Origin of the sequence: Nocardia vulneris, from assembly GCF_001613425.1 — a bacterium.
In the GTDB taxonomy this organism is placed as follows: Bacteria; Actinomycetota; Actinomycetes; order Mycobacteriales; family Mycobacteriaceae; genus Nocardia; species Nocardia vulneris.
The window spans coordinates 570,580-587,056 of sequence record NZ_BDCI01000002.1; the positions used below are offsets into that span (position 1 = coordinate 570,580).

Annotated in this window: 15 protein-coding genes; 6 read left to right on the forward strand and 9 right to left on the reverse strand. The window is 66.8% G+C overall.

Annotated elements, in window-relative coordinates:
- Nucleotides 1-17: 17 nt before the first annotated feature.
- The 6 genes from NVU01S_RS04205 to NVU01S_RS04230 form a co-directional block, all read right to left on the reverse strand.
- Entirely contained in the window at nt 18-1,460 is a 1,443-nt protein-coding gene (locus tag NVU01S_RS04205) for an FAD-dependent monooxygenase (protein WP_043665054.1), read from the reverse strand.
- A 21-nt stretch (nt 1,461-1,481) separates the two neighbouring features.
- Complete coding sequence (locus tag NVU01S_RS04210; RefSeq protein WP_043665056.1) at nt 1,482-2,138, reverse strand: response regulator; 657 nt, start codon at nt 2,136-2,138, stop codon at nt 1,482-1,484.
- A complete protein-coding gene (locus tag NVU01S_RS04215) occupies nt 2,135-3,277 on the reverse strand; it encodes a sensor histidine kinase (protein ID WP_052280219.1) in 1,143 nt (380 codons plus the stop codon). Before NVU01S_RS04215 ends, NVU01S_RS04210 begins: the two co-directional genes overlap by 4 nt.
- The gene (locus NVU01S_RS04220; protein ID WP_063775928.1) at nt 3,274-4,053 is read right to left on the reverse strand and encodes a hypothetical protein; all 780 of its coding nucleotides are present in this window, start codon (nt 4,051-4,053) and stop codon (nt 3,274-3,276) included. The genes NVU01S_RS04215 and NVU01S_RS04220 overlap by 4 nt, the downstream gene beginning before the upstream one ends.
- Nucleotides 4,050-4,964 carry an ATP-binding cassette domain-containing protein gene (locus tag NVU01S_RS04225; RefSeq protein WP_043665058.1) on the reverse strand — a complete coding sequence of 305 codons (915 nt, stop codon included), beginning with the start codon at nt 4,962-4,964 and terminating at the stop codon, nt 4,050-4,052. Before NVU01S_RS04225 ends, NVU01S_RS04220 begins: the two co-directional genes overlap by 4 nt.
- 91 nt (nt 4,965-5,055) lie before the next feature.
- On the reverse strand, nt 5,056-5,940 hold the full coding sequence (locus NVU01S_RS04230; RefSeq protein ID WP_218023625.1) for a hypothetical protein: 885 nt from the start codon (nt 5,938-5,940) through the stop codon (nt 5,056-5,058).
- A gap of 225 nt (nt 5,941-6,165) precedes the next feature.
- Between NVU01S_RS04230 and NVU01S_RS04235 the strand changes: the two genes are divergently transcribed.
- The 3 genes from NVU01S_RS04235 (at nt 6,166) to NVU01S_RS04245 (ending at nt 10,836) form a co-directional block, all read left to right on the forward strand.
- Complete coding sequence (locus tag NVU01S_RS04235; protein WP_043665062.1) at nt 6,166-6,543, forward strand: hypothetical protein; 378 nt, start codon at nt 6,166-6,168, stop codon at nt 6,541-6,543.
- Nucleotides 6,540-7,202 (forward strand): hypothetical protein, encoded by a 663-nt coding sequence (locus NVU01S_RS04240; protein WP_156161434.1) that lies wholly within the window; start codon nt 6,540-6,542, stop codon nt 7,200-7,202. The genes NVU01S_RS04235 and NVU01S_RS04240 overlap by 4 nt, the downstream gene beginning before the upstream one ends.
- A gap of 151 nt (nt 7,203-7,353) precedes the next feature.
- Nucleotides 7,354-10,836 carry a WD40 repeat domain-containing protein gene (locus tag NVU01S_RS04245; RefSeq protein WP_043665066.1) on the forward strand — a complete coding sequence of 1,161 codons (3,483 nt, stop codon included), beginning with the start codon at nt 7,354-7,356 and terminating at the stop codon, nt 10,834-10,836.
- Between the two features lie 37 nt (nt 10,837-10,873).
- On the opposite strand, the gene NVU01S_RS43125 is transcribed toward NVU01S_RS04245, so the two are convergent.
- Nucleotides 10,874-11,317, reverse strand: coding sequence for a hypothetical protein (locus NVU01S_RS43125; RefSeq protein ID WP_156161435.1), 444 nt, complete (start codon nt 11,315-11,317; stop codon nt 10,874-10,876).
- A gap of 106 nt (nt 11,318-11,423) precedes the next feature.
- Here NVU01S_RS43125 and NVU01S_RS04255 point away from each other — a divergent pair, with 106 nt between their 5' ends.
- Nucleotides 11,424-12,680, forward strand: a complete 1,257-nt coding sequence (locus NVU01S_RS04255; protein ID WP_052280222.1) for a sensor histidine kinase — start codon at nt 11,424-11,426, stop codon at nt 12,678-12,680.
- Complete coding sequence (locus NVU01S_RS04260) at nt 12,662-13,324, forward strand: response regulator transcription factor (protein ID WP_043665068.1); 663 nt, start codon at nt 12,662-12,664, stop codon at nt 13,322-13,324. The genes NVU01S_RS04255 and NVU01S_RS04260 overlap by 19 nt, the downstream gene beginning before the upstream one ends.
- A gap of 15 nt (nt 13,325-13,339) precedes the next feature.
- Here the strand turns inward: NVU01S_RS04260 and NVU01S_RS04265 are convergent, their stop codons facing one another.
- Both NVU01S_RS04265 and NVU01S_RS42265 read right to left on the reverse strand, forming a co-directional pair.
- Nucleotides 13,340-13,981 (reverse strand): DUF6461 domain-containing protein, encoded by a 642-nt coding sequence (locus NVU01S_RS04265; protein ID WP_043665070.1) that lies wholly within the window; start codon nt 13,979-13,981, stop codon nt 13,340-13,342.
- Nucleotides 13,982-14,207: 226 nt separating this feature from the next.
- On the reverse strand, nt 14,208-14,933 hold the full coding sequence (locus tag NVU01S_RS42265; RefSeq protein WP_082031851.1) for a helix-turn-helix domain-containing protein: 726 nt from the start codon (nt 14,931-14,933) through the stop codon (nt 14,208-14,210).
- A 512-nt stretch (nt 14,934-15,445) separates the two neighbouring features.
- Between NVU01S_RS42265 and NVU01S_RS04270 the strand changes: the two genes are divergently transcribed.
- The gene (locus tag NVU01S_RS04270; RefSeq protein ID WP_082031852.1) at nt 15,446-16,471 is read left to right on the forward strand and encodes a DUF1702 family protein; all 1,026 of its coding nucleotides are present in this window, start codon (nt 15,446-15,448) and stop codon (nt 16,469-16,471) included.
- The last annotated feature ends 6 nt before the right edge of the window (nt 16,472-16,477 follow it).

Consider the following 16,477-nt stretch of genomic DNA (forward strand, 5'->3'; position numbering starts at 1 on the left):
GCAGGACCGTCCGAGGGTCATCCCGACGATGCCGGGTCGGTGCGCGCGGCTATGTGTCCGTCGGGACGGACGAGGATGAGCGTGCCAGGACGAGCGTCGTAGTCGCGGAAAGCGTGACCGTCGACGTCGATGACGTGGCGGCCGATACCTGGATCGCTCGGGCGGTGTCCAGGACCCCGCACCGACCAGACGTGGACGTCGGGAACGGTTGCGCAAGGCGCGGTTTCGCCGAAGGACACGAGGGTGTGGTGCGGCCCGCGGTAGAGGTCGAACAGCCGTAGCCGCTGTCCGGCGATATCGGTGACGGACGCGTCGGGGGCGCGGTCGCCTGGAACGAGGGTGCCGGTGGCGGCGGGATCACGGTAGGTGAGGTCGAGCTGGTGCGTGTGGTCGCGGCGGTGGGCGTCCTCGGCCCCGCTGGTGGCCCGGTGCAGCAATGCGGTGCTGATGCCGAGGACAGCAGCCGCGACGGCGCGGCGTTCGATGTCGTAGGTGTCGAGGAGTTCGTCGTCACCGGTGGCGAGTTTCCAGCCGAGGTTGTAGGCGTCCTGGACGCCGGTGTTGAGTCCCTGCCCGCCGGTGGGCGGATGGACGTGGGCGGCGTCGCCGGCCAGCAAAACCCGGCCGGACCGGAATCGTCTGGCCAGCCGGATGTTCGGGCGCCACACGGTGCACCAGGTCAGGTCGGTCAGGCGGATATCGGAGCGGCCGGCGCAGGTGTCGACGGCAGTTTGGAGGAGGCCGAGGCCGGGTTCGATCCCGGCGGGTAGCGGCATGCCGACTTGGAAGTGCGGTCGCCCGGGTAGCGGGGAGAAGACGATCCCGGTGGCGGCGTCGGCGGATGCGAAACAGTGGCCGTGCGTGTGATCGAGGGCGTCGGCGCGAACATCGCCGAGCAGCAGACGCGTGGATTCGTCTGTGGAACCGTCGAATTCGATCCCGAGCGTGCGGCGCACGAGGCTGTGCGCGCCGTCCGCGCCGATCAGATAGTCGGCTCGGACGGTTTCGGTGGTTCCCGCGTGTGCCAGAGTGACCGTGACTCCACTGTCGTCCGCGGCGAAACCTGCTGTTTCCGTGGCGATTTCGACCTCGACACCGAATTCGGCCAAGCGTGCGCGCAGGATCGCCTCGGTGTCGGCTTGGCCGAGCGTCCACGGATTCGGGTAAGGCACAGCAGAACTCGGCGGTATCGGGTCGGTCATCCGCAGTTCGCGCTCCGGGGCACCGGCCCGGTAGGCGAGGACGATCGGCTGCGGCGCACCGGCTCGCAGCACGCGGTCGATGATGCCGAGGTCGTCGAAGACCTCGAGGGTGCGTGGCTGGAGGGTGTCGCCCCGGGAACCGGTCGGATGCCGCACCGCCTTGTCGACGATCCGGACCGGGATACCGCGGCGGGCGAGGTCGACGGCCAGGGTGAGGCCGGTGGGTCCGGCCCCGCTGATGAGGGTGTGGATGCGCATGACAATGTCTCCGAGGACGGGTCAGCCCGGTGTGACCAGACCGGTTTCGTAGGCAGCGATCGCGGCCTGGGTGCGGTCACGCAGCCGGAGTTTGGCCAGAATCCGGCCGACGTGGGTTTTCACGGTTTCCTCTGCGATGCCGAGGGTTTCGGCGATTTCGGCATTGGACAGACCGCGGGCGATCAGGGTCAGCACCTGGGTTTCGCGGTCGGTGAGGGCCTGTAGACGCGCATCGTCCGGTCGGTGCCGGGCGGGTAAGCGGGCGAACTCGGCCAGCAGCCGCCGGGTGACCGACGGCGCGAGCATCGCGTCCCCCAGCGCGATCGTACGGATGCTGTCCACGATCACGAGCCCACTGGCGTCTTTGAGCAGAAAGCCGCTGGCGCCGACGCGGAGCGCGCGGAAGACATATTCGTCGAGATCGTAGGTGGTCAGCACGATCACCCGGGCGGGTGCGCCGGAGGCGACGATGCGAGCGGTGGCTTCGAGCCCGTCGAGTCGCGGCATCCGGATATCCATCAGAACCACGTCCGGTCGGAGGTCGGCCGTCAGACGGGCCGCTTCGACGCCGTCGGCGGCCTCGCCGACCACCTCGAGATCCGGCTGGGCGGTCAGCAGCACCGAGAGTCCGTCGCGGATCAGGGCCTGGTCGTCGGCGATCAGCACGCGAATCGTCATGGCGCGTTCCGCTCCGTCAGTGGCAGGACGGCCCGGACGGAGTAGCCGCCCTCCGGTGTCGTCATGGTCTCCAGACCGCCGCCCAGGACGGCTACTCGTTCGCGCATTCCGATCAGCCCACGACCGCCGCTTCGCGACGGCGCAACGGCGCCCCCGGGCCCGTTGATCACCGATATCTCCAGTTCCGCAGTGCGATAACACAGTTCGATTCGAATGTCGGCGCCGGGCGCGTGGCGTACCGCATTGCTCAGCGCTTCCTGCACGATGCGGTACGCACAGATCTCCACGCCCGGCGCAAGCTCCCGCACCGTCCCCTCGCGGCCAAGGAGCACCTGCCGTCCGGCCGCATGGATGCCCTCGACCAGGCCGTCGATATCGGCGATGCGAGGTTGCGGCTGGGTGGGTTCGTCGGCTTCGGCGTGCAGGACACCGAGAATGCGCCGCATCTCGGTCAGGGCCGCCGCGGCTCCGGTGTGGATCGCGGACAGACTCGTCAGCAACTCCGGCGGCGGGTCGGCGATCCGGTAGCGCGCGGATTCGGCCTGGATCGCGATCACAGACATGTGGTGGGCGACCACGTCGTGCAACTCGCGCGCGATCCGGGCCCGCTCCTCGAGCAACACGGTGCGTTGCTGCTGGTGCGCCGATTCCCGCGCCTGCTCGTACGCGGCGCGGCGGGCGTCGATCACCGCCCGCACCGCCGCCGCGGCCACCAGTACCAAACCCGCCAGCACCGCGGACCCGACGATATCGGTCCACCGCGCGTGCGGCATCACCACAGTCAGCACCACGCCCATACCGGTGGTGGCGGCCCATACCACCGCGGCGGTGCGCCAGGGCACCCGAACCGCCAGCAGGGCGAGCACCACCAGGTAGCTGTTGAACATCGGCTCCACCCACGACGGCCCGCCCACCGCGACCGACGCGTACCCGACCGCTACCGCACTGACCAGCCAGCCGAGCACGGCGAACCGCAGCTGCAACACGATCGCCAGGGCTTGCAGCAACGCCAACCCGGTGGACTGCCGCAGGCCGAGGTCCGTGTCGGACACCAGCGTATGGTCGACCACCACGAACACGAACACCGCGACGACCAGCACCGCCGGCACCAGCCACCGCTCCCCGATCCGAATCGTCATACGTCCCTGCGTTCCAGCGCGCGACGCGCCGAGTACAGCGCCGACACCGCGGTGGCGGCGACGAGGGCCAGCCGTGGCCAGCCGCCGAGCGAACCCATGAGCTCGGGGGCGGCATCGGCGTTGTGCGACAGTTTCGCCACCACGGCGCTCGGCGCGGCCACGGTCGCCCACTTGTGCAACTCCCCGAACGCCTGTGCCGCCGTCAGCTGTGGCACCACGACATGTGCCGCCACCATCGCCACCGCAGCCACCGAACCGCGCAGCAGTACCCCGGCGCCGACGCCGAGCAGCGCGACCAACGGGAAACAACACCAGATACCGATCAGGCCCGGAAAAACCTCGCCGACTGGATATTTCGCCGCATCGATGGTCGCCAGTCCGATCAGCAGCGACGCCGAGGGCGACAGCACGCCCACGACGGCGGCCACCACGGCGACCACGATCGCCTTCGCCGCCAAGACCACGGTCCGCTGCGGCGTGGCGGCCAATACCGGGCGGATCGTGCCCGCGGAATACTCGGTCGTCACCACCAGCGCACCCCAAGCCGCGACCACCGCCAGTGCTGCCGACACTCCCGTCAGCGCGCCGCCCATCAGGGTGTCGCCCGGCGAGAGGCTGCCGGTCACCCCCACCAGCACCGCCGACACCGGGCCCAGCACCGACGCCGTCACGGGCAGCAGTGCCAGCGCCCGTGCCGACCTGATTTTGACTGTCTCCGAACGGATCTGGTCACCCAGCAGCGACCGGTACGGCACGGCGACGCGCACCGCGCTCATGCCGCCCACCCCGCGTCGCCGTGCGCGAACTGCTGATGCTGCTCGACCAGTCCGGTGAACACGTCCTCCACCGAAGCGTGTATCGGCGTCAGCTCATCGAGCACGATGCCGTTCCGCGCCGCCAACCGGCCGATCGCGCGCGACGAGATCCCGTGCACCACAGCGGAATCGCCATGCAGCTCGACCCGCGCTTCGGCGCCGATCGTCTCGACCAACACCGGGAGCTCGGCTGCGCGGACCCGCACCACCGGATCCGCATGCCGCTCGATGAACCGCGTCATCGGCTCGTCCGCGAGCAACGTGCCCGCGCCGATCACCAGCAGATGATCGGCGACCAGCTGCATCTCGCTCATCACATGGCTGGACAGCAGCACCGTGCGGCCCTGGTCGGCCATCGAGCGCAACAGTCCGCGAATCCACCGGATGCCCTCGGTGTCCAACCCGTTGACCGGTTCGTCCAGCACGACGATCGCCGGATCGCCGAGCAATGCCGCGGCGATACCCAGCCGCTGCCGCATCCCCAGCGAGAATTCGCCGACCCGTCGTCCGGCCACCTCGGCCAAACCGACCGCACCGAGCACCTCGTCCACGCGCGAACGGCGAATCCCGTTCGCCGCCGCCAGCACCCGCAGATGCGCGACCGCGGTCCGCGATGCCAGTACGTCACCGGCGTCCAGCAACGCGCCGACGACATGCAGCGGACGGACGAGTTCGCCATAGCGTTTGCCCGCCACCCGCACCTCCCCGCTCGACGGGGTAGCGAGGCCGAGAATCATCCGCAGTGTCGTCGTCTTGCCCGATCCGTTCGGCCCGAGGAACCCGGTCACCCGGCCGGGCGCCACGGTGAACCCCACGTCCCGCACCGCGACCATCCGGCCATAAGCCTTGGTCAAGCCTCTTGCTTCGATCACCTCCCGACCATAAGCGGCCTCCCCCACCACCCACATCCCACTGCAGAGCCCACTTCCGCGTAGCTCGCAGGAGCGACGAGCTGCCGTGCGCTCAGCGGGCGAATTCGTGATAGAGGCGGATGAGCTCCTCGGCGAGGGTGTTGGCGGCGGCGCAACCGCTGCGGGCGATGACTTCGACGGTCTCGGTTTGGACGCCGCTCTCGGTCTCGGGCGGGTCGGTCGCGATATAGATCGCGCAGGTGCCCGGTTCCGAGTCGATGGGCTTGGGGTCCTCCAAGGCCTGGAATCCGCCGATCGTCAACTCCCGCTGTCCGCGCAGCGGTTTCATGTGGCTGTAGCTCCGATACACGTAGTGGATCGCCTGGAAGCTCGACTCGTCTCCTTCGTCCAGGCGGAAACCACACCAGAACAGGAAGTCGTCGAAGTCCGGCTCCAGCACGGGGCGGTGTCCGGGGCCGACCTTGCCGAGCACGGCGCACGGGTCGATGACGGACAATCGCGAATTCATCTGCGGGTACTGCGATTCCGCGCGCAACGGGCGATCGGTGCGCCGGGCGGCAGGCGCTGCGGCGAGGTCTGCCGCCATGTTGCACGCTTCCACCGGCGTCGGCGGATCACCGATGTTCCGGCGCAGTGTTACACCGAAATCGACGCCATAGCTGTCATTCAGGCGCTGCTGGGCATAACACGAGTTGCCGGACTCGTCCGCGTGGTGGATCCACACCGTGGTGCCGCCGACCACGCGCGGCACGGCGTCGGCGACCACCTTGCCGATGTCGATCGTGATCCGCGGACCGTCGAACCAGATCTCGCACGGCCCGAAGACGAAGCCCGACGCACCGCTCATCACCGGCTTCCCGATCCGGCTCAGTGCCACGGCATCGACATACGCACAGGGATCCAGCGCTCGAATACTGTTGCGGAAGTTGATCTTTTCCCGGTCCGCCGCCGACAACTGATCCGTGTACGACGGCAACTCCGGCAGTTCCGGCCGTTTCTGGGGCGTTGCCGTGGCACACGAACACAGCGCCGCGGTAACAACACAGGACAACAAGATCGCCACAACGAGAACGATTCTCCGCTGAATGCGCGTCAACTCACGCGCGGGGATGAACATGCGGCAAAGGTAGTCGGTGGCCGATCGGGTCAGAAGACTGCTGTGCCGAAGATCGGCCCGCTGCCGTGGCTAGGTGGGGTAGCTTTGGACACCGTGAACCTGACTCTCGTCGCGGCCAGCGCGATCATCGCTGCGGTGACCGCGTTCGGTGCGGCGATGTACGAGTTGTGGCAATTCACCAGTAAAGAAGGCAGATGGCCGTGGCGGTCCGAACAGGAGTCCGCCGCAGGGGATCTCACTCGCCCGCCACCAGGTTTCTGGTGGTGTAGCAATGTCGGCCTGCGCATGCTCGCGACAGCCGTGCTCGCCGGCACCCTGGCCGGCGCAGGCTGGATAGCCGATGCCAAAGCCGGAATCGCGGTCGGACTCACCGGCGCACTGTCTTTGAGTTCCCTCGCGGGCGCCAAAGACACCGGCGTTGTCCCCGCGACACCAGCGCAACCAGCCGAGGGGGAGATATGAACTCCATCCTGAGCACTTGGCGGCGCCCTGCCGGACGTACGCTCGCCAGGCCTGCCACCTTCCTCGACCGGGTTGCGGCCGCCATGTCCAACCGTCCGCTTCCCAGCGCGTCCCCCACCTCACCCCCGGACATCGGCCGATCGCCGCACAACGATCGTCATGCGGGCGATAGATCCGAATACTCCGCACCGCTGATGGTAATTCCCGCCTGGCGCAGTGAACTTCAGGATGCGTCCACCACCGATGACCCAGAGCTGCCCACACATCACGTCCACCAGGACGGTAAAGACTTCGCCTGGGCACCATTCGACAATCGCTACCTGCTCACCGTGTCCCTGGCCCCGGGCTCGATCGATGCCGATCTCCTCAGAATTCACGCCGTCGGTCAGCCGACGACAGCCGACCTGCTGCTCGTGCTGCATCCTGGTCCGGACAACCGGCGCATCGGCCGGATCATCACCACCATCGCCGGTTACGACGAGCTGACACTCACTGCGATCCTGGCCACGGAACTCAACGCCGAGTTTCGCGAGCAGATCATCGCCGCGATCGGTGCGTCCCTCACCGGTGAACGCAACGCCTGGCGGCGAATCGCGCGCAACCTTCATGCCGACGACCCCGTTCGGCGCGCAATCGTCGACGGACTCGAGCAGACGTGAAACCCCGGCCGCGCTGTGCTCGCGTCCACTCCGGCGAAATCCCTGTGACACCAGCGGTCGAGATCACGGTGGCGTCGCCGAAATCGACGTGACTTCTTCACCTTTCATCGATTGACGACCGCCTCGTCGAGTCACGAGCGGGAAGGCACTGATGGTGGACCCAGAGCGGGCGCCCGACTATGACGAGCGAGCGTTACGTGAGCTCTATGAAAAGCTCACCGGCTCACGGGCACAACCGACTTGGCCAGGGCAATGCCGACATGCGTTCTCGGACAGCACGACACGCGATCTGCTCGACCCCACCACGCGCGAAGCGCATGCCCTGACGCGCTATTCACGGCAGTGGCGGACCGACCCGCTCCGGGACGAGGCCGAGACACCGAACCAGTCCGATAGTGTGCGTACTGCGTTCGACTACTCCGCCGCATTGGCGGTCGCGCATCTCACCGGCGCGATCGCCGGTACCTGTGACCCCGCTCAGGGTGTCCGGACATTCCTGGACCACTTCGCTGCCAGCGGACTCTGCTCGGTGGGCACCCCCTTCGTCGCCGGGCCTCGACCACCCGGTCCCGCCACACTGGTGCAGGTCTTCGCACAGCTGTGGCGCGATGCGCCGGCGCAGCTGCGGGGTTTCGCGATCCTGACCGCCCTGGAGGTCGCCGGAGTCCGCCCGGCCGGACGACGCACGACCGAAATCCCCGTCCTGCTCGTCGCCAGCGATCGCGACAGCAATGGCAACGAAAAGGGCGAGGTCGGCCGACTGACTCTGCACCTACTCGAATCCGGCCCCAGCGGAATGCATCCCGACCCGGCCTGGAGCGGATTCACCCAACCCGACCCCGAATTCATCCGAAGCCTGCACACCGCCTGGAACAGCAGCACACTCACGGACACCGACGCGTGCGTGGTCTGGTCGGTCACCGGTGAACACGGCGGTCCCTACGCGAGGCTGCGCGGCGCGTCGATGAGCGTCGCGATAGCGATAGCACTCAACGACCTCGCGCCCCGCCACCCGCGACTGCGCGCACTCAGGCCACACACGCTCGACCCCAAAACCACAGCCACTGCCGATCTGCACGCCGACGGCACACTCGCCCATGTAACCGGCTACGCGTCCAAACTCCCGGCCGCGAACAGCAAAGGCCTGCGGATCATCGTCCCCCTCGATGACCACGACGAAGCCAAAGGCTCTGTACCCCAAGGCTTCTGTCCGCAACTCGTACCTGCCCGCACACTGGCGGACGCAATCGCCGAGGCGAGAACCAGGCCCAACCCCACCCGACGGCTCGTGGCGCTCGCCATCGCGATGGTGGCTGTCCTGGTGGGCGCATGGACCTGGGTACTCGACGCGAACCACCGCACCGAACTCGAGGTGACGCGCTCGCGGCAACTCGCGGACACCGCGCGCACGCTGCGCGAGGTCGATCCCGCCATCGCCCAGCAACTAGCGCTGGCGGCGCTGCGCATCGCCGACACCCCCCAAGCGCGCACGGAGTTGCTCAGCTCCTCGGCGGGCGATGTGCCGTACCGCATCATCGAGGCCGGAACCATGCTCACCACCGCCCCGAACACCGACCGACTCGCCGCCGCCACCCCTGACGGCCGGGTGACATACGCAACGATCACCGCCAGCGGAATCAACGAATTGTATATATTCCCAATAGGTTTCGAGGTATCGGGCATCTCGCTCAGTCCCGATGGGCAGCGACTCACCGCCTGGCATCAGATCGATCGGAAGCAGTGCACGCCATTCGGCAACGATGCGGTCAGCTGTGCCGCCGTCCCGGGCACCGCGCGCGTCCAAGTGTGGGATATGAACGGTCGACCACGCCCGATCTATGACCTTCCCGTCGGGGACGACGAAGTCGTCTCCGCCGCGACCGCCGCGAACTCGCGCGAGATAGCCGTAGGGATGCGAAACGGCAAGATCCTGCGATGGGACATCAGCAGTGACGCCGCACCGGCGCCGCTCCCCACCCTCGAGCTGCCCAGTGGCTACCCCATAGTGGCGTACAGCCCGGCCGGAACACTGCTGGGTGCAGCCGGGACCGTGTCACCAGGGCAAACCAACCAGGTGCGCATCTGGGACACCACACGAGTCCGCACCGACGGCGCGGTCCCGGATTTCGATCGTCCGCCGACCGGCATCGCCGTCATGACGAACCAGACGCGCCGACTGATGTTCAGTCCCGACAGCCGAGCTTTGATCCTCCGTAACTCGAAACTTCCCGGTCTGGAATTCTTCGACCTCAGCAACGGACCAGCCCACGCCGAACCCACCAGCGTCGTCACATCGATCGGAACCAGCACCGACCGACAACCGCTGCAGGATCTGGACTACTCCAGCGACGGCGCTTACCAAGCCACCGTCGAACAAGGCCGAGTCGTCACTGTGAACTCCAGCGACGCAGACAAAGGCCGAACCCTGCACACACCCGCAGACATCTCTTCTGTGCACTTCTTGCGGCAAGGGCGCTCACTCGCAGCCGCAACCAGCGACGGAACGGTCTGGATATGGTCGTTACCGACGCAGCGCACAGACTTCGGCATTGCCATCGACGCTCTTTCGAACACACCGGGTCCGGGGAACTCCGTGAGTGCGCCGCTGCTACGTCAATGGAACTCCATCGGAGCGGGATTTCTTTCCGGCCGGCAACTCGACGCAGCGATCATCACCCGAGACATGGACGCTTGGAGGTCTGCCGAAACAGAAAAGAACTTCGATGGACTGCACACCGCCGTGTCGGCCAACGGCCGCGTCGCAGCGATCAGCGATGGCAGTAGCGGCGTATACCTATGGGATCCCGGAGCGCCCGGTCGGGACGCCGCACCCACGCCATGGCGCGCGACCCGGCGGCTACCCCCGGTCGATGGCCTATCGAGCGGAAGCGGTTCTGTCGTGATGAATCCCAGCGGGACGCTCCTCGCTGTCGCATCGCCTTCGAAGATAGCAATCTGGAACCTCGAGGAGGTCGCCGACGCGTCGACAAGCCCTCGCGTCCTGGACAACGGCAACCCGCTCGACCAGCCGGGCAGCTATCCTGAGCATCCGACCATGGCCATCACCGACACCGGCGTCCTGGCCGTACTCACCCGCGGCAACGATATCGATGTGTGGGATCTCCGTGGTTCTCCCGTCCCCCACAAGAAGACCATTGCGCGCAATGACATGACCACAGATCCGCGGGTGATGGCCCTCAATCATCAAGGTGTGCTTGCTGTTTCGAACGGCGCCGCAGTGGAGATCCGTCGCACCGACGGAAGCCGAGCAGTGACCACCATTGCGGGACCGTCAGGTGATCGAGCAAACATATCCGCTCTCGCTTTCGCAGCCCATGGCACCGAACTCGCGATCGGTCGCGACGGATCGATCGAGATATGGGACGTCGCGAACCCCGCATCACCACACGTGATGCTGGAGTTGCACACGGTTGACGACGGTCCCCGGCATGTCAGCTTCGCGGGAACTCCCGGCTATCTCGCGACCGCCACCAGCAATGCCTTCCCGGCCCGCGTCTACACCCTTCGAACCGAGGAACTCGCCGCAGCCATTTGCGAGAGTAAGACGGCACTCCTCACTGCGGCGGAATGGCAAACCTACGCCAAGGAAGTCCCCATGCCGGCCTTGTGCTGAGCGACAGCTCCACCCGTTCAGACTGTGCCGCCGTAGGTCAGTGGGCCGAGGCGGGGGTTTCGGAGGCCGGGGTGGCTGCGCGGGATCTGCGGTGGGCGGCGAGGAGGAGGGTGAGGATCGACAGCCAGGCGAGCAGGAGGGGGCTCGGGCCGCCGAGTAGGTCGCAGGCGGTGATCCAGAGGGCGAGGGTGCAGGTGAGGAGCGGGGGTGGGATCAGGTTGTGGTGGCCCATCCGGGTGATGGCCCAGCCGGTCAGGAGCAGTGGGATACCGAAGCTGGCCACCGAGACGAAGAAGGCGCCCAGGATCGGTTGGGGCGCTCGCAGATCCAGGGAGCTGTCCCAGAGATCGCCGGCCAGCCAGTCGTCGAGGAAGCCGCGGGTGAGGATGAGGGCGCCGACGGTGTGGCCGGCGCCGAGCAGGGTGATCAGACGGCCGGCCCAGACTACTGAGCGGGCGTTGTCGAATGTTTTGATTCTCATGGTTCGACTGTTCTGCACGGCGGCGTGCACCACTTCCCGCCGGAGAGTGAATCGACTCCCCCATTCGAGTGAATCGCCGTATCCGTTGTTCTGGGATGATCGACGTGTGCAATTCCGGCAGACGCTGCGCTCGGCGACGGGCCCGCTGGTGCGGCCGTCGACCTATCTGCGCGGCGTCTATCTGGCGCTCGGCGGGGTCGCGGCCATCCCCTACGTCGGCCTCGCGGCGACCTTCGTGATCGGTTTGCGGCGCGAGGGGGCCACCGCGGGTGACCTGGCCCTCGTCCTCGCGCTCGCCGCCGGTACGGCCGCGGTCGCCGTGGGCGTGACGCTGCTGCCGGCGGTGCGGGTGCTCGAAATCGTCGTTGTCCGAGCACTTTTGGGGGTCTCGCTGCCGGACCCGGACCCGTCGTCGAGTCGTGCGTGGGAGTCGCGGACGCGTGGAGCCGTCTGGTACTTCCTGACGCTGATCGTCGGTGGTTGCGCGACGAGTGTGTTCATTTGGGCCGTCCCGACCGCCGCGACGATGCTCGTCGTGCCGTTCGCCGGTTCACACGAGGCGACGCTGCATCTGACCGAGCGGTTCACGGTGTCGGCTCCCGACCTGCCGACGGCAATCCTGACCGGTTGTGCTGGTGCCGGGTTACTGGCTGTCGCGCTGTACGTCGTCGCGGGGGCCGGTTCGCTGCTGGTGTGGCTGGCCCCGACCTTGCTCGGACCGACCCAGGCCGATCAGATGGCCGCGCTGCGCCGCCAGGAGCGCAAGCTCGCCGCGGGCAACCGGCTCGCCCGCGAACTGCACGATTCGGTCGGCCACGCGTTGACGGCGATGACGATGCAGGCGGGGGCCGCCGGCCGGGTGCTCGACGCCGATCCGGAGTTCGCCCGGCACGCGCTGCGACAGATCGAGGTAGTCGGACGAGCCGCCCTGGACGAACTCGACCAGGCGCTCGGGATGCTGCGCCGGGGCGTGGACGCGGAGCTGTCCGGCTCGACCCTCGCGGGTCTCGAGCAACTCACCGCCGGCTGCCACGGCGCGCGGATCGCGACGACCATAGTCGGTGATCTGAATACCGTGCCCGACTTGATATCTCGCGAGGCTTTCCGGGTGCTGCAGGAAGCACTGACCAATGCCGTGCGGCACGGTGACGGTGGCGCAATCGATCTCGTCGTTCGTGCGGCGCCGCCCGTCGTTCAACTCGAGGTGTCGAACGGTGTGGCTCGTGGGTCGTCGGCCGGTCACGGCCGCGGCTTGATCGGCATGCGGGAACGGGTTCTGGTGCTGGGCGGTGAGTTACGCGCCGGTGCGACCGGTGAGCGATGGTCGGTCGATGCCACCCTGCCGTGGGTGGTGACGCCGTGATCGCGGTGCTCGTCGTGGACGACGATCCGCTGGTGCGCACCGGCTTACGCGCGATCCTGGATGCCGAGCGCGATATCGAAGTGGTGGGCGAAGCACAAGACGGCAGCGAGGTGCTCGACCGCGTCCGCGCAACGCGCCCGGACATTGTGCTGATGGACGTCCGGATGCCGACCGTGGACGGCATCGCCGCCACGAGAAATCTGTTGGCCGCCTTGACCATCCCCCCGAAGGTAGTGGTGATCACCACCTTCGAGAACGACTCGTACGTCTACGACGCACTGCGCGTCGGCGCGACGGGCTTCCTGCTCAAGCGGGCTCGGCCCGAAGAATTCGTGCAGGCCGTCCGCACCGTCGCGACCGGCGACTCGGTGCTGTTCCCGAGCGCGATCCGCGCGCTGGTCGCCGCCCGCCCACCGCTGCCGAACAACGTTCTGGCACAGGCGAAACTGACCGACCGCGAAACCGAAGTCCTCCACGCCATGGCGCGCGGCCTGACCAACGCCGAGATCGCAACCTCGATGTTCCTCGGTATCGAAACCGTCAAAACCCACGTCCGCAACGTGTTGATGAAACTGCGCGCACGAGACCGCACCCAGGCGGTCATCACCGCCTACGAATCCGGTTTCATCACACCCGGCCGCTGACCGGCGCAGTCCACCTCAGCCGAAAGGGGTGAGCAGCAACGGGATACGGCGGAGGTCGGCGAGGGTGGGTGGGAGGGCGGCCAGGGCGGTGACGGCGCGCATGCAGATGGCGTAGTCGGCGTCGCCCGGCTCGAGGTAGTCGAATTCGAGGGTGCCTGCGGCTTCGAAGGCCGCGCGGAGTTCGGCGGGGAGTTCGGCCAGATCGGTGTCGAGTTCGAGGTCGTCGACGTTGATCCAGGCGATCTCGTCGCCGTCGGCGCAGTAGGTCAGACTGGCGTCGGCATTGATGGAGTAATAGCTGGTCGCCGCGACTCGCCCGGCGGCCGACAGGGCTGCCACGTCGTCGGTGGCCCCGGCGTCGTCGTAGACGAAGGTCCATTCGCCGATCCGGCCCGCCAGCAGCGTCGCGGCGGCGTCGCCGCGCTCGCCACCGAGCGCCGCCGCGGGCAAGGAGGTCCACTCGTCCGGCTTGCCGACCGGTAGTTCGCACTGACGGAACAGCGGCGTCTTGGCCCCCAGCGCCTCCAGCGCCGCGGCGGGTTCGAGCCCACGGACGACGTGCACGCAATGATTGGGGTCGTCGTTCGCCAGCTCGCTGATCCACAGCGGGAAGCCTTCGGCATCAAGCGTATTCGGCGGGAAGCCGGGTGTTGCCATACATCCCTCATCTACCGGTGATCTTACGATGCGCTGTCGGTGCCACGGCACGACCGCGGTCTCGACCCAGTGAACATAGTTCACCTGATCTTTGTTCGCCAGGCCACGCCGGGGGTGCCGAAGCCGCCCGCGCCGGGACCGCAAGACGATTCGCCCCAGCACGATCAGTCCGGCCGGACTGGCGGGCCGGACTGAACGCGATCTTGCTGGGGTGCGGGTAGGAGGTTCAGAGCTGCGGCAGCGCCAGCAAGAATGGGGCACTCCGAATCGTCTGTTCGCTCAGGGTGATACCGATTTCGAGTCGATCGTTTTCCCGGAGCCGGAACTCGCAGATTCCCGTGCGGACATCTCTGGCTATTCGACGATTTCTGTCGTCACAAACGGTGGAGACCGCGATCGCGCGCGCGACCCATTTCCCTGGTGGTAGGCAGCTGATACTGAACGCTCCCCGATCCGGGACATTGAGTAACGCCACGGCGGATGTCAGCGGGTTTGCCGCGGAGTATATACTCATATACCTGCGGCTGGCCATGATTCCGCCCGGATCGGTCAATTTCCCACACAGCAACGGCCTGCTGGATTCTCTGCCACAATATGTGTGTTGCTCGGACCATCTCAGCGGAACATGTTCGCCGCGGATGTAGCGCCGATACTGCGACGGACTGAGTCCGACCGCTTCGGTGAATCGTGACGTGAAGGTCCCGTAACTCAAATACCCGACAGCATATGAGATCTCAGAAACTTTCATCGAAGTGGACGCCAATAATTTCTTGCTGCGCGCCAGCCGGATCGCCGCGAGAAACCGGACCGGCGACCAGCCGGTTTCTACGCGAAACCGTCTGACGAAGTGAAACTTACTGCATTTCGCCACGTCGGCGAGGTCGTCCAAGGAAACTTGCTGCCCACAATTTTCCCACATGTACTTGATGCTGTCAGCGATATGATCGGACACGAACTCTCCAAACTCATAACAATCCAGGATGCCCGAGCCGGCAGCAGAATCAAGCCTTCCGCAGCCGTACGGCTGCGGAATAGCTGCAAAATAGCGTCTTTGCTGGGACAGCGAAACGAGGCCGCTGCCGCTGATTTTTCACTGACCGGCCGCCTCCGGCACCGAGGTCGAACCATTCAGGTGTCGCTCCCAAGACCGCACGCTCATTACGAAAATGTCGGTGACCCATCGGCCGTGGGATGAATGCTTGATAAGTGAAGCCGTCGATTCCGCAGTGGCGGTTGCACTTCCGCTCGGTACCCCCTTGCCCCGTAGCCCCGACGCAAGCCCCACAGCCCCGATGCAGCGAGGCAGCGCGCGGAGTGCCGCTGGTGGCTCAGTTCGCCACCATCATTGTTAGATGTAACTGGACGGTAGAATACTTCTATTTTGTAGATTGAGCAACGAGGAAGAAGCCCCAGACGCGGCCGGATGGCAATCTTGAGTACAGGTTCCGCGAGGGAGGACTTCGGATGGTCTCCGCACTGGGAAAGCTTCGCCGGAAGATCTTTACGCCGGACACGCGGCAAGCATCGTTGAGGGTTCGGGGATTCCCCGCTCGCAATCCACACGCCGCATCCTGCCTGGAGACGGCCGGCTCGACGTTCCTCGAAGGGTTCGGGGTGGCCGCGGAGTGTGGCACAGCAGCCGAGGCTGCGCGGCGGTTATCCGAAATAGAAAGCAACAGAAGAGGTTTCGCATTCGAAGGCGCTGCGATGGCGCTGGCGATCCGCGACGGGCTGCCGTTCGGCCACAACCATCACGTGACAGATTTCATCGCGGCCGCCGACGAGCATCTCTACATGATCTACGTCGGCGTCGGCTGGGCGCTGGCCAGACTCCCCCGGCCGCTGCACCGGGCGGCGCTGACCGGCGCGCCGGATCCGGTTCTGCTGTGGCTGGCGCTCGATGGTTACGGGTTTCACCAAGCCTATTTCCACACAGATCGCTACGTGAAACAGCAGTATGTTGACGCGAAGCCGCCCGTCGTGTCGAACCGGCATCCGGGCTATACACCGCGCGCGATCGATCAGGGCATCGGGCGCGCACTGTGGTTCGTCTCGGGCGCCGATCCGGCGGCCGCGTGCACGCTGATCGAGGGGTTCGCGGCGGTCCGGCGCCCGGACCTGTTCGCCGGCCTCGGCCTGGCGGCGACCTACGCCGGCGGCGCCACCGCGGCCGAGCTCGCCATGTTGCGCGAGCGCAGCGCGGCCTACCGCCGAGACCTCGGGCAGGGTGCGGTCTTCGCCGCCGAAGCGCGTGCTCGCGCCCGCATCGTGCAGCCGAACACCGAGACCGCGCTGGCGGTACTCACAGGTCAGCGCGTCGCCGACGCGTCCACGATCGCGATCGAAGCCCGGCCCGTGGTGCACACGATCAACGGCCGCCCCGGTTTCGAACTCTGGCGCGAGCGGATCCGGCGCCGGTGCCTGACCGCGGAGCCACCCGACCCGACCGCTTCCGCAGAGCCGGAAACAACCGCAAAGGCCGAATCATGAACTCCC